General features: G+C 63.6%; 7 protein-coding genes. 2 read left to right on the plus strand and 5 right to left on the minus strand.

Annotation, left to right across the window (positions count from 1 at the left end; translation table 11 throughout):
• Positions 1 to 166: 166 nt before the first annotated feature.
• The gene (gene putA / locus P0D89_RS24410; protein WP_408359736.1) at positions 167 to 4096 is read right to left on the minus strand and encodes a trifunctional transcriptional regulator/proline dehydrogenase/L-glutamate gamma-semialdehyde dehydrogenase; all 3930 of its coding nucleotides are present in this window, start codon (positions 4094 to 4096) and stop codon (positions 167 to 169) included.
• Positions 4097 to 4407: 311 nt separating this feature from the next.
• Between putA and P0D89_RS24415 the strand changes: the two genes are divergently transcribed.
• Positions 4408 to 4578, plus strand: coding sequence for a hypothetical protein (locus P0D89_RS24415; RefSeq protein WP_408359738.1), 171 nt, complete (start codon positions 4408 to 4410; stop codon positions 4576 to 4578).
• 369 nt (positions 4579 to 4947) lie between these two features.
• Here the strand turns inward: P0D89_RS24415 and P0D89_RS24420 are convergent, their stop codons facing one another.
• The 3 genes from P0D89_RS24420 to hemE all read right to left on the minus strand — a co-directional run bounded on the left by P0D89_RS24420 (position 4948) and on the right by hemE (position 10350).
• Positions 4948 to 6369: a YeiH family protein gene (locus P0D89_RS24420; protein ID WP_408359740.1), complete on the minus strand. Its 1422-nt coding sequence runs from the start codon at positions 6367 to 6369 to the stop codon at positions 4948 to 4950.
• Positions 6370 to 6537: 168 nt separating this feature from the next.
• Complete coding sequence (locus P0D89_RS24425) at positions 6538 to 8784, minus strand: primosomal protein N' (protein ID WP_408359742.1); 2247 nt, start codon at positions 8782 to 8784, stop codon at positions 6538 to 6540.
• 465 nt (positions 8785 to 9249) lie between these two features.
• Positions 9250 to 10350 (minus strand): uroporphyrinogen decarboxylase, encoded by a 1101-nt coding sequence (gene hemE / locus P0D89_RS24430; RefSeq protein WP_408359744.1) that lies wholly within the window; start codon positions 10348 to 10350, stop codon positions 9250 to 9252.
• A gap of 222 nt (positions 10351 to 10572) precedes the next feature.
• Here hemE and P0D89_RS24435 point away from each other — a divergent pair, with 222 nt between their 5' ends.
• Complete coding sequence (locus tag P0D89_RS24435) at positions 10573 to 11364, plus strand: transporter substrate-binding domain-containing protein (protein WP_408359746.1); 792 nt, start codon at positions 10573 to 10575, stop codon at positions 11362 to 11364.
• An 869-nt stretch (positions 11365 to 12233) separates the two neighbouring features.
• Here P0D89_RS24435 and P0D89_RS24440 read toward each other — a convergent pair.
• The gene (locus P0D89_RS24440; protein WP_408359749.1) at positions 12234 to 13964 is read right to left on the minus strand and encodes an AMP-binding protein; all 1731 of its coding nucleotides are present in this window, start codon (positions 13962 to 13964) and stop codon (positions 12234 to 12236) included.
• Positions 13965 to 14117: the final 153 nt, after the last annotated feature.

Genomic DNA, 14117 nt, shown 5'->3' on the forward strand with positions numbered 1-14117 from the left:
GCGATATCGGGGTCGCCGTACCGCTTCCGTTTTTGCTGAGCGCCCCCAAACCTGCCGCTTCGCGCCAGGCCCCCCGAGGGGGCAATCCCCCAAGGGGACTTCCTTCGGGGCGAAAAACCTGGGAGCGGCCCGGCGTTTTCTTGATGGAGGATCCTGTGAGGTTCGCTCAACCGATGGTCATCAAATTCGCATTGCCGCCCGCTGCTGCCGTATTCACGCTGACCGAGCGTTCTGTCAACAGACGCTCGAGCGCGTAATCCTCTTCGCCGCTTTCCAGCGCGCGCGCCGCGACGCCCTGCACCGAGATGATCGGCCCCGGACGCTTCGCGACTTCCTTCACCAGCGCGAGCAGTTCGTCGCTGTCGCCTTCAAACAGCACGGCGTCGAACGGCGTGTCGGCGTACTTCTTCACGCTGGCATGCGACTTCAGCGATGCGGGCAACTGCGAGACCAATTGTTCACCCGCCGCGCCTTCGAACAGCGCACGATTTCCCGTAGCCAGCGCTGCGGCGAACTGCACGCGTGCGCCGCTCGCCGTCGACGCGACACACAGCACCGTGCCGCGCGCGCCCAGCGTGTAGGTGTTGCGCTCGCCGGTGGGCCCACACAACACCGCCGTCGCGCCCGCCGGTACATGTGACAGATAACCGTCGCAGCGTGCCGCCAGTTGCGGCTGGCGTTCGGCGATCAGCCAGTCGCGCAACGCAGTCAATGCGGCGGACGGATTGTCGCTGTTTTCAGCGGCTTGCGGTACTTCCGCAACCAAAGCCTGTGCAAGCGACTTCGGCAAACCTGCCGGACGCGTGGCGAGCAGGCGCTGCAGATATAGCGCGCCGCCTGCTTTCGGCCCCGTGCCCGACAGGCCTTCGCCGCCAAACGGCTGCACACCCACCACCGCGCCGATCACGTTGCGGTTCACGTAGATGTTGCCTACGTGCGCGCGGCTGATCACGTGAGCGATGGTCTCGTCGATCCGCGTATGGATGCCGAGCGTCAGGCCGTAGCCGGTCGTGCGGATCTGTTCGAGCAGTTTGTCCAGTTGGCTGCGGCGGTAACGCACCACGTGCAGCACCGGCCCGAACACTTCGCGCTTCAGTTCGTCGATGCTGTCGAGCTCGATCAGCGTCGGCGGCACGAAGGTGCCCTGCGCGGTGCCTTCCGGCGTCGGCAGTTGCTCGACCTTGCGGCCTTTCTCGCGCATCGCCGCGACGTGCGCGTCGATGCCGCGTTTCGCGTCGAGGTCGATCACCGGGCCGACGTCGATCGACAGGCGATCCGGATTGCCGACCGACAGTTCGCGCATCGCGCCCGTCAGCATCTCGAGGGTGCGGTCAGCGACATCGTCTTGTAGACAAAGAACGCGCAGCGCCGAACAACGTTGACCGGCGGAGTCGAACGCCGATTGCAGCACGTCCGCCACCACCTGTTCGGCGAGCGCCGACGAGTCGACGATCATCGCGTTCTGCCCGCCGGTTTCGGCGATCAGCGGAATCGGCTTGCCGTCCGGATCCAGGCGGTTCGACAACGTCTTGTTGATCAGGCGCGCGACTTCCGTGGAGCCGGTGAACATCACCGCGCGAGTGCGCGGGTCGGCCACCAGCGCGGCGCCGACCGTTTCGCCGTCGCCCGGCAGCAGTTGCACCGCGCCCGCCGGCACGCCGGCTTCGCGCAGAATCCGCACGGCTTGCGCGGCGATCAGCGGTGTCTGTTCAGCGGGCTTCGCGAGCACCGTGTTGCCGGCTGCCAGCGCCGCCGCCACCTGGCCCATGAAGATCGCCAGTGGGAAATTCCACGGACTGATACAGACCACGGGCCCGAGCGGACGATGCGTGTCGTTCGAGAACTCGTCGCGAATCTGCGTGGAGTAGTAGCGCAAGAAGTCGATCGCCTCGCGGATTTCAGAGACCGCGTTCGCGAGCGATTTACCTGCTTCGCGCACCACCAGACCCATCAGCGTATGCATCTGTGCTTCGAGCAGATCGGCGGCACGGGCGAGGCAATCGGCGCGCGCATCGACCGGCGTCGCTTGCCAGATCGGCGCGGCGGCAACCGCGTGCGCGAGTGCGGCGCTGACATGATCCGGCGTCGCTTCGACGACCGTGCCGACGAGGTCGCGATGATCGGCCGGGTTGCGCACGTCGCGTGCGTTGCCCACGGCGATCTCGTTGTCTTCGAGCATCGGCGCGGCGCGCCACGGATGATGCGCGCTCGCCAGCAACGCCGACGACAGCGACGCGAGGCGATGCTCGTTCGACAGATCGAGGCCCATCGAATTGAGACGCTCGGCGCCATACAGATTGCGCGGCAGCGGAATCTTCGCGTGCGGCGCGCCGAGCGGGACGATCCTGGACGCTTCGTCGACCGGGTCGGCGATCAGGTCCTTGATCGCGACGTTTTCATCGGCGATGCGATTCACGAACGACGTGTTCGCGCCGTTTTCCAGCAGACGGCGCACGAGGTACGCGAGCAGCGTTTCATGCGTGCCGACCGGCGCATAGACGCGGCACGGACGGTTCAGCTTGTCGCGGCCGGTGACTTCCTCGTACAGCGGCTCGCCCATGCCGTGCAGGCACTGGAACTCGTACTGGCCAGGATAGTAGTTGTTGCCCGCGAGGTGATAGATCGCCGACAGCGTGTGCGCGTTATGCGTGGCGAACTGCGGATAGACTGCGTCGGGCGCGCCGAGCAGCTTCTTCGCGCACGCGAGATACGACACGTCCGTGTAGATCTTGCGCGTGTAGACCGGATAGCCTTCGAGGCCGTCCACTTGCGCGCGCTTGATTTCGGTGTCCCAGTACGCGCCCTTCACGAGCCGCACCATGATGCGGTGACGGCTGCGGCGGGCCAGATCGACGATGTATTCGATCACGAACGGGCAGCGCTTCTGATACGCCTGCACCACGAAGCCGATGCCGTTCCAGCCGGCCAGTTCCGGATCGAAGCACAGCGCTTCGAGCAGATCGAGCGAAATTTCGAGGCGGTCGGCTTCCTCTGCGTCGATGTTCAGGCCGATGTCGTAACGGCGCGCGAGGATCGCGAGCGAGCGCACGCGCGGCAGCAGTTCGCTCATCGTGCGTTCCTGCTGCGAACGCGAGTAGCGTGCGTGCAGCGCGGAGAGCTTGATCGAGATGCCCGGGCCTTCGTAAATGCCACGGCCGCCGGCGGCCTTGCCGATCGCGTGGATCGCCTGTTCGTACGACGCGTAGTAGCGCTGCGCATCGACTTCGGTGGTGGCCGCTTCGCCGAGCATGTCGTACGAGTAGCGGAAGCCGCGCGCTTCATATTTGCGGCTGTTGGCGAGCGCTTCGGAAATGTTCTCGCCGGTGACGAACTGCTCGCCCATCAGGCGCATCGCCATATCGACGCCCTTGCGGATCAGCGGCTCACCGCCCTTGCCGATCAGACGCGTGAGCGCCGACGAGAGACCCGTTTCGCTGTTGGTCGTCACCAGCTTGCCGGTGATCATCAAGCCCCAGGTAGCTGCATTGACGAACAGCGACGGCGCCTGGCCGACGTGCGACTTCCAGTCGCCCTTGCTGATTTTGTCGCGGATCAGCGCATCGCGGGTCGCGCGATCGGGAATGCGCAGCAGCGCTTCGGCGAGGCACATCAGCGCCACGCCTTCCTGGCTCGACAGCGAGAATTCGTGGATCAGCCCTTCAACGCCGCCACCCGTGCTCTTCGAGCGCAGCGTCTCGACCAGCTTGCCGGCCATGGCCTGTACGTCGCCCGCGAGATTAGCCGGCAAGCGCGCCTGACCGAGCAGGAACGGCACACACTCCGGTTCCGGACGACGGTACGCAGCGGTGATCGCCGCGCGCAGCACCGATTGCGGTTGCACGTTTTGCGCGAACTCGAGGAACGGATGCGACGCACCGTCTTCCTCCTGCTCGACCGCCGCGCCGTCGGCCAGATCGGCCGAGCCCGCCGCGCCCGACAGTTCCGGCGGCAGTTGACCGTGCTCGATGCGCTCCAGATAGGCGAAGATAGCCTGCTTGATCAGCCAGTGCGGAGTGCGTTCGAGACGGGCGGCGGCATCTTTCAGCCGGGAACGCAGGAGGTCGTCGACCTTGACGCCAAGGGTGGTGCTAGCCATGTTTCCTTCTTCGGAGACCAGACGAATGCCTGATGAAAGACTAAAAGTTGGGCGAATCGTACGCCTCCCAATAAAAAGGTGCAACCATTGCAAGCGCATGGTTGCACCCTGCTGAGAGCCCGGTGTGGCGGGCGTTTCCGGCTGACGGCGCGGCACGCTGCGGCCGCGGTTGCGATCAGTACTTTCCCTGGCGTGATTCTTTTTGCATTTACTCTTATTAAATGAGCCGGCGCGCCGTTAAACAGGCGTAGTGGTACGCGGCCTCACGGCACGCACAAAAAAACGATACGGGGTTTCCGAGGACCGGTGAAATGGAAAAATGGCTGGTGGTAGTGGGCATCTGGGCGATGTGCGCGGCCTGTGCGGTGCTGTTCATTCGAGGCGCGACGGGGGCCTCGAACAGGCGCTCGGCCGACAAGGAACGCGCACGCGCCGCATCGCGTGCATCGGCTGGCGAAACGCGAGCTGCGTTGAACGACTGAGCGGCGCACGGCGCAGTCCGGCTGAGGGTTCGGGGAGTGAGATCGCGCGCCGTGCTCGGCTGGGCATGGCGCTCGAGTGTACGCGTGCGTCCGCGTTCAGTCCGGCATGCGGTGAACGCGTGCTTCAGCGCGGCAGGACCGGCTCGAACCGCGCACAGACATCATCCGGCGACACAAGCTGGTCATGCAGCCAGCACAGCCGGCTGTCCGCGACGCTCGCGCCGAATCCGGAGCTGAAAGCCGTGAGGCCTGGCAGGCTCTGCTCCAACGAATGCCGGTCTTCCGCGCGATACCGGCAGCTTGCGCAACGCGGTCCGCAAGCTTCGTCGCGCGCGTCCGCCGTGCTGGCGACCCGACCGGCCGCGTGAGTCACGATCCCTGCCCCAGGCTGTTCCAGTACGCTGCGAAGACGTGCGCGGACAGCGCGTAGCCAATCGCGATATTGACCACCACACCCGCCGTGAACGCGAGGAACGGCTTCAGCCCCGTAGCCGTGAGCGAGCGCAAGCGCGTGGTCAAGCCGATGCTGAGGAAGCAGAACGTGAACGCCCACGTGCGCAGCACGGTGATCGGCGCGACGAATTCGGGCGTGACGATCTTGCGGTAATCGGCCAGAGAATAGTGGCTGGCGATCCATGTCACGAGCGCGGACGCGACGACGAAACCGATCACGAATTTCGGAAAGCGCGTCCAGATCTCCGCGGCATTCGCCTTCGCTTTTACACCGCTATCCTGCGATTCCCAGCGCGTCGTCGCGACGATCGCCAGCACGAACGCCCAGATGCCAATCCAGATATCGCGGCCCACCACTTTCATCAGCGTGAACGCCTGCAGCGACGCCTCCGGCGCGCCGGCAATTGCGCCGCCCGCGTGCCTTGCGAAATCACCATAGGCCTGCGCTGCCGCGATGCCGGCGGCGTCGGCGAATTCGGAGGTGCCGATCCACGCGCCGGCGACAGCCGTCGACAGTCCGAGCGAACGCGATGCGAACGGCAATACGAAGATCATCACGATCGCCCACAGGACCACCAGCGTGATCGCCACGGACGCCTGTTCGCGCTTGGCCCGCACGGCGCCGGCAATTGCGATTGCTGCAGACACGCCGCACACGGCGCCACCCACGCCAAGCACGGCGGCAAAGCGTCGGTCGAGGCCGAACGCCTTGGCGGCGAAGAAAATCACGAAGAACGTCACGAGCGACACGATGGTCGCTTGCGCGACCGCCACCGGCCCAGCCCACACCAGCAGTGTGAAAGGCAGCGTCGCGCCGAGCAGCACGATGCCGACTTTGATATAAAACTCGACGCGCAAGCCCGCCGCGAACCATTCAGGCAACGTGAACAGGTTGGAAATCAGCAGCCCCAGGGCCAATGCGACGAGCGGCGGCTCCAGGTTGTTTTTCGACGCGTTGACCCACGCGCCCAACGTGAAGATCAACGCCGACGCGATGAACAGGATCAGAAACGCCGCAAAAAAAGCGCCGACACGCTGCTTCAGCAACGCGAGACTCCCGCCAAAGAGCAGCGCGAACACGACGAACAACGCGACATAGTTCGGCAGATGCCTGCGGAAGTCCAGCGCCGTCTGCGCCACGCCCGACCATTTGGCGGGCGCCACCGCCAGCCACCTGATGCTGCTGCCCGACGCGAACAGCGCCCAAGCGATCACGATCACCAGCAGGCCGACCCACACGGCGAGCCAGTCTTCGGTGAGCAGGAGTCCGCCGCCGTGCGTGCCCTGCCGCCGGGTCGGCGCCGCGCCGCCCGGCAAGGTCTGGTTGGTGTCGCTCATCGCAAATGCCTCGGGGAAGTGGACGTGCATCGCCGCCGAAATGGGGAGTTTTCGTCTGGATGGACGCCGATTCGGCGAATATAGGCGAGCGGCATCGCAAAGCGAAACGACCATTCGCTCTATCAATATGACTCAAAGAAGTAATGCCGCCCGCGCAGGCAACCGGCGTCAGATGTCGAGCGGATCGACTTCGAGATTCCAGCGCAGCACCCCTTTCAGGCCCCGCAGCAGCGGCTGCCAGGCGCGCAAAGTAGCCTGCAACGCAGCCCGCGACGCACTTTCGATCAGCAACTGCGCGCGATGCACGTGCATCACCTTGACGATGGTCAGCGGCACGGCGTCGTAGACGGTCACGCGCTCGGCGGCCGGAATGCCGGTCAGCTCCGCCGCGGACTGTTGCAGGAAAGCCAGCGCCGCCTCCAGCGTGCGGCCCTCGGCGCGCAGCAACGCCTGATAGACGAACGGCGGCAGGTGCGCGTCGCGCCGCTCGGCGAGCGTGGAATTGGCGAAGCCGACGTAGTCGTGGCGACTTAGCGCGTGATACAGCGCGTGACGCGGATAACGTGTTTGCACCAGCACTTCGCCGGGCAGGCCCGAGCGGCCGGCCCGGCCGCTCACCTGCATCAATTGCGCGAACAGGCGCTCGCTCGCACGGAAATCGTGGGAGAACAGCGCGGTGTCGGCATTGAGCACGCCAACCAGCGACACACGCTGGAAGTCGTGGCCCTTCGCGATCATCTGCGTGCCGACAAGAATATCGACCTCACCCGCGTGGACATCGGAGAACAGCGCCTGGGCACTGCCCTTGCGGCGCGTGCTGTCGGCGTCGATACGCAGCACGCGGGCGCCGGGCACCGCGCTCGCGAGCGTCTCTTCGACACGCTGCGTGCCGCGCCCCATCGGCGCGATATCGACGTTGCCGCATTCGGGGCAAGAGCGCGGAATGCGCGACTCCCAGCCGCAGTGGTGGCAGCGCAGCGCGCGCTCCGGCTTGTGCAGCACGACATAGGCGCTGCAGCGCGGACAACCGGCGACCCAGCCGCATGCATCGCAGGCAAGTTGCGGCGCGTAGCCGCGACGGTTCAGGAATACGAGGCTTTGCTCGCCGCGCTCGACGCGCGCCTTCAGCGCGGCGATCAACGGCCCCGACAAGCCTTCCACCGATGCCCGCCCGCGCCGGCGCTCGTCTTCCAGATCGATCAGCTTCACGGTCGGCAACACGGCGTCGGCGACCGCCCGGCGCGACAGGGTAAGACGCTTGTAGCGCCCCTGGTCGGCCTGCCACCAGCTTTCCAGCGACGGCGTCGCCGAGCCGAGTACGACCGGCAAGCCCATTTGCTTCGCGCGATAGATCGCCAGATCGCGCGCGGAATAGCGCAAGCCTTCCTGCTGCTTGTAGGCCGGATCGTGCTCCTCGTCGACGACGATGATCGCGAGCCTCGGCAGCGACGCCAGCACGGCGAGCCGCGTGCCGAGCACGATGCGGGCGCGGCCGGTGTGCGCGGCGAACCAGTTGCGGGCCCGTTCACCCTCCGCGAGACCGCTGTGCAGCGTGACGATCGACGTGCCGTCCAGCGCGGCGAAGCGCGCCCGGAAGGCCGCCTCGAATTGCGGCGTCAGATTGATTTCCGGCACGAGGACGAGCGCCTGCGCGTTGGGCTTCGCGGACAGAATCTCGGCAAGCGCGCGTAGATACACCTCAGTTTTGCCACTGCCCGTCACCCCATGCAGCAGGAACGGCGCGAAACCGTCCGCGTCGCGGATCGCTTCGACGGCCGCCGCCTGCTCGTCGGTGAGCGTGGGCAGCGTGGGCGCGGGCGTATCCAGCGACGGCGCAGCGGCAAGCACCGCGGCGGCTTCGATGACGTCCAGTGCGACCCAGCCTTGCGCGCGCCAGGTGTCCAGGCTTGCAAGCGCTTTGGGGTGCAGCGCACGGGCGTCGGCGGCCAGCAGGAAGTCGGTCTCGGCCAATGCCTGCGCCAACTTTCTCAACGCGCTCGCGCGGGCGGGCAACGCGCCGGGCAGCGCTTGCCGGCCCTCGGGCGTAAGGCTATAGCGCTCTTCCGGCGCAAACAGGCGCGACCAGCGCGACGCATCGCGCAACGCTTGCGGCAACGCGGGCAGCGCCACTTCGCCGAGACCGCGTTGGTAGTAATCCGCGGCGAAGGCGGCCAACTTCAGCCATTCCTTGGATACCGGCGGGCAGGCGGTGCACACGCCACTCGCCGAGCGCAGCCGCTCGGCAGGCACGTCACTGTGAGTGGTCACTTCGCAGACGAGCCCCACCACATGCCGCTTGCCGAACGGCACACTGACGAGCATGCCCAGCGCCACGGGTTCGGGCGCGTCATAGCGGTAGTCGAACAGCGTCGGCAGCGGATGATCCAGCGCGACGCGGACAAATACGTCGCTCACGCGGCAAAGGAAAGAGGAAGGGTCGGCCCGACACGACGCCGCACCGTGATGAACATCGAGTCGGCGAAAAGGCGCTCGAAGTTAAAGTAAAACTTCAATAACGGCGCTAAGTTTTGGATTCGACTGAAGAATTGCACTCGGTCCGCTGGCCTGTGGATAACTTTGTTAAGAACTTCGTTCCGATGGGCCGCAAACCGCGCCGCAGCGGCCTTCTGTGGGCTTCCGCACATTTCCCCCGCGAGCCGCCAAACCCTTGCCAGACAAGGCTTAGATCAAATGTGCCGGTACTGTGCAAGGGTCAGGACAGGACTACAGTCTCTACCGCGCCGCAGCGTGACGAATGTGCATAAGTCAAGCCTTGACATTCGTGAGACCGCCATCTGACGGCCCATGGACTGCAAATTTCCCCTTAGGCCGAGAGCCCACTTCGCTGCGTCGCAACAAAAACTGGTAACGATTACGGCTTCATTCCGGTGCATGAGCGCCGCTGCGAATCGCGCGGCTATGGCGATGCACTTCGTCAACCAGTTCGGCAACGTTCTCCGGCGGCGTGAACTGCGAAATGCCGTGCCCGAGATTGAAGACGTGTCCCGGGTGATTGCCGAAGCTGTCGAGCACTGCGCGCGCTTCCATGCGAATCGAGGCCGGCGGCGCAAACAGCACCGACGGGTCGATATTGCCCTGGAGCGCAACCTTGCCGCCGACCCGCTCACGGGCCTTGCGCAAATTCACCGTCCAGTCGAGGCCAACCGCATCCACGCCGATCTCGGCGATCTCGTCAAGCCACAGGCCGCCGCCCTTCGTGAAGGTGATCACCGGGACCTTTTCGCCGTCGTGATCGCGCTTGAGCTGGCTCACCACCTGCTGGATGTACTGCAGCGAAAAACGTTGATAGACGCCGTCCGCAAGTGCCCCACCCCAAGTATCGAAAATCATCACCGCTTGGGCGCCGGCTTCAATCTGCGCGTTCAGGTAAGCCGCGACCGACCGGGCGTTGATGTCCAGAATCCGGTGCATCAGATCCGGACGCGCGTAGAGCATCGACTTGACTGTGCGGAAATCCGCCGAACCGCCGCCTTCGACCATGTAGCACGCCAGCGTCCACGGGCTGCCCGAAAAGCCGATCAGCGGCACGCGCTGACGACCGTGCGCGTCCGTGAGCGCAGTCCGGATTTCGCGCACCGCGTCGGTCACGTAACGCAGCGTCGCGTCGATGTCCGGCACCGCCAGGCGCGCTACGTCCTCTTCCGTGCGCACCGGGCGCGCGAATTTCGGCCCCTCGCCGGCGACGAATTCGAGCCCGAGACCCATCGCGTCGGGCACGGTCAGGATGTCGGAGAACAGGATTGCGGCGTCGAGGGGATAGCGCTCGAGCGGCTGTAACGTGACCTCCGTCGCGAACGCCGGGCTCTGTGCCAGGCCGAGGAAACTGCCCGCGCGACCCCGCGTGGCGTTGTATTCCGGCAGATAGCGGCCAGCCTGCCGCATCAGCCAGATCGGCGTGTAGTCGGTCGGCTGGCGCAGCAGCGCGCGCAGGAAAGTGTCATTCAGGAGTTTATGGGCCACGTTGCGTACGACTGAGGGCAAAGAAGCATTTTACCCCGGAGCCGGCTCACTGCATCGGGCCTGATGCGGTCAATAACTGCCAGGTGCACGGCCTGCGGGCGGTATGCCAGCGCCGGCTGCGGCGCGCTGACTTAGCTGAATGGCCGATGTTCAAGCCGGCTTTGCCGGGCTACTATCGGACCGTCTTACCATGCAATTACATACAAACAAAAAGGAGACTCGATGAACAGGGCAGCACTCGCAATCCTCGGCGCGCTCGCCGGCATTTTGATGCACGTAGACGTAGCTGGCGCGCAGTCCACCGCCTCCGCGCCTTCCCGGCTCGATGAAATTCTCAGCCGCGGAACGTTGCGCGCCTGCACGACCGGCGACTACAAACCGTATTCGTTCCTTAAAGGCGACGGCCAGTTCGAGGGCATCGATATCGACATGACGGAGTCGCTCGCCAGGTCGCTTGGTGTGAAAGCGGAGTTCGTCAAAACGTCGTGGTCGAGTCTGATGAACGACTTCGTCGAGAAGTGCGATATCGGCGTGGGCGGCGTATCGCCTACGCTCGACCGGCAGAAGCGCGCGTTCTTCACGCAGGCTTATATGATCGACGGCAAAACGCCGATCGTTCGATGCGACGACGTCAACAAGTATCAGACGGTCGCGCAGATCGACCAGCCGGCGACACGGGTGATCGTCAATCCGGGCGGCACCAATGAGCGTTTCGCAAAGCAGTACTTCCCGCATGCGAGCGTGACCGTCTATCCCGACAACGTGACGATCTTCAAGCAGATCTTGGCCGGCAAGGCGGACGTGATGGTGACGGACGCGTCGGAAACCTTGTTGCAGCAAAAGCTGAATCCGGGTCTGTGCTCCGTGCATCCGGACAAACCGTTCCAGTATGGCGAGAAGGCCTGGCTGCTACCGCGCGGCGATGTAGCGTTCCAGCAATACGTCGACCAGTGGCTGCACCTCGCGCACGCGACTGGCGAATATCAGACTGTGTCGGATAAATGGCTTAAATAAGGTTGTTGTAAGCCGAGCCGCCTGTTGTTGGTTTATCGGGAAATGCAGGCGGCTGGGCACGTCGGCAGATTTTTCATCGTGCCCCGTGATCGTGTAACCGAGTCTTCAGCTTTTAAGAAAAAACTGAACAATGCAGCGAAATATAGAACTGGCGAAGCGGCCCCGTTTGCTGGCGAGTCAAATAAATGCCGAATATTGCGGTGCAGCACGCCAACCTCCTTTGCGCACAATGAAATTTCGACCGCTGGAGAAACTCCTGTAACAGGGGATTCATCCCAAAAAAAGATGCGTGTGCAACTATTCATGCGGAGTCGACTGAACGGATTATTCCGTGGTATGCGTCGCGAATAGCATCAATCATGCGTATGAAATTGCACATCAGTCATGGGTAAAAATTACTTTTGAAATGATTTGATTTGGCAATAAATCCCGGCATGCCTTATCTGGCAGGCGTTACAACCTGAAACACTTTGTTACCGCGCGGCCAGGGTAATTCGCCCACAATGCCCTCAACGGTTTCAACACGGATGTGGCTGGGTGCGTGGTGTGAGCGGATACGATGCACTTGCCGGTCGGCGTATGCCGAAGCCCTGTGAAGGGGCATCCCTGCTGGGGCCGTAGTCGGCGCAGGGTCGTCGTTTAAGTCGGTTCCAACTTTGGTCTCCTCGCGCTAACCCCGTAGCGTGTGGTTTTTAGCGGGCTCCAGGCCCGCTTTTTTTTCGTCTGGCCAAACGTTTGCGCGGCGTGGCATCGCCCGTTATGGACATTCGCGGATTTTGCCGGCGAGTTGTTCAGCGAATGGATTGGCCTTTTCTGTCTTTACGCCGCGCCGGTCGTTGACCTTTTACCAGCGCGACGTCGCAATGGCGTCACGCTGTCCTGTCTTCCTTCAGTTTCAATTCGCTGATCATCAGTTCGCGCATGACGAATTTCTGTACTTTGCCGGTCACCGTCATTGGCAATTCATCGACGAAACGGATGTACTTCGGCACCTTGTAGTGCGCGATCTGCCCTTGGCAGAATTGCTGGATCTCTTCGGCTGTCGCGTGCTCGCCCGAGCGCAGCACAACCCACGCACAGACCTCCTCGCCGTACTTCGCGTCGGGCACGCCGAATACCTGCACGCTCTGGATCTTCGGGTGTCGGAACAGAAACTCTTCGATCTCCCGCGGGTAGATGTTTTCGCCGCCGCGAATCAGCATGTCCTTCAGCCGGCCGACGATATTGCAGTAGCCGTCGGCATCGAGGGTCGCCAGATCGCCGGTGTGCATCCAGCCGTCGACAATGCTCTCGCGCGTCTTCGCCTCATCGCCCCAATAGCCCTGCATCACCGAGTAGCCTCGCGTGCACAGCTCGCCGGTCTCGCCGACCGGCACGATCTGCCCGAGCGGATCGACAATCTTCACTTCCAGATGCGGTTGAATGCGGCCCACGGTCGTGGTGCGCTTGTCGAGCGGGTCAGTAGTGGAACTCTGGAACGACACCGGGCTGGTCTCCGTCATGCCGTAAGCGATCGTGATTTCGCTCAAATGCATCCTGGAGACGACCCTCTTCATCGTCTCGATCGGGCATGGCGAGCCGGCCATGATGCCGGTGCGCAGACGCGAGAAATCGTAGCTGGCAAAGTCCGGATGATCGAGTTCGGCGATGAACATGGTCGGCACACCATGCAATGCAGTGCACTTTTCTTCAGCTACCGCGGCAAGGGTCGCGGCCGGGTCGAAGCCCTCGCCCGGAAACACCATATTCGCGCCGACCGACACACACGCCAGCGCCGCCAATACCATCCCGAAGCAGTGATAAAGCGGGACGGGGATGCACAAGCCGTCCTGTTCGGTCAGCCGCATCGCCATCGCGATGTAACGCGCGTTGTTCACGACGTTGCTATGGGTCAGCGTCGCCCCTTTCGGATTGCCGGTCGTGCCGCTGGTGAACTGGATATTGATCGGCTCGTGGCACGTCAACGCCGCGCCGAGGGCGTCGAGCTGCGCGGCGTCGAGCGTCGCACGCCCGCGCTCGATCAGCTCGGAGAAGCTCATCATGCCAGGCGTTTCGGTGTCGCACATGCGGATCACGTAGCGCAACTCGGGCAGCCTTGCGGCGTGAAGGTCGCCTGGCGCTTGCGTGGCCAGTTCCGGTGCGAGTTCCTGCAGCATCTCCAGGTACATCGACGTCTTGAAACGCTCGGCGGCGATGATTGCCTTGCAGCCAACCTTGTTCAACGCGTATTCGAGTTCCGCGAGCCGATACGCCGGATTGATATTGACGAGCACAGCGCCGATGCGCGCGCTCGCGAATTGCGTCAACAACCACTCGACCCGGTTCGGCGACCAGATGCCGACGCGGTCACCCTTCGCGATGCCGAGTGTAAGGAGCCCGGACGCCAACACATCGACTTCGTCTGCGAACTCCTTCCAAGTCCAGCGAATGCGCTGCTCGCGAAACACCACGGCGGGGCAATCGGGAAAGCGCTCCGCGGTATCGCGCAGAAACTGGGCGACCGTTGCTTCGCTCAACGGAACCTCAGTCGAGCCGCGTACATATGACAGGCCGTCTTTGGGTTCGATGAGTGCACCTACGCCTGAACTTTGCGTTGCCATGGTGTTGTCTCCGTGAGCGGAAGCTCGCTCTATTGAAATGAATTTGAAATGGATTGTGCCACCGGCGTATATCCATACGGCATCAAGTCTTACCCGCAGCCCATCGTGCGGTCCTCGTGGCCGGCAGCCAATCCGTTCTGTCTCGTGATTTTT

This window comes from Paraburkholderia sp. RL18-085-BIA-A, from assembly GCF_046027075.1.
GTDB lineage: Bacteria > Pseudomonadota > Gammaproteobacteria > Burkholderiales > Burkholderiaceae > Paraburkholderia.

What these genes read in the sequence shown, in the direction of transcription:
- putA (WP_408359736.1), bottom strand. Translation starts at nt 4,096, where the DNA reads ATGGCTAGCACCACCCTTGGCGTCAAGGTCGACGACCTCCTGCGTTCC.
- P0D89_RS24415 (WP_408359738.1), top strand. Translation starts at nt 4,408, where the DNA reads ATGGAAAAATGGCTGGTGGTAGTGGGCATCTGGGCGATGTGCGCGGCC.
- P0D89_RS24420 (WP_408359740.1), bottom strand. Translation starts at nt 6,369, where the DNA reads ATGAGCGACACCAACCAGACCTTGCCGGGCGGCGCGGCGCCGACCCGG.
- P0D89_RS24435 (WP_408359746.1), top strand. Translation starts at nt 10,573, where the DNA reads ATGAACAGGGCAGCACTCGCAATCCTCGGCGCGCTCGCCGGCATTTTG.
- P0D89_RS24440 (WP_408359749.1), bottom strand. Translation starts at nt 13,964, where the DNA reads ATGGCAACGCAAAGTTCAGGCGTAGGTGCACTCATCGAACCCAAAGAC.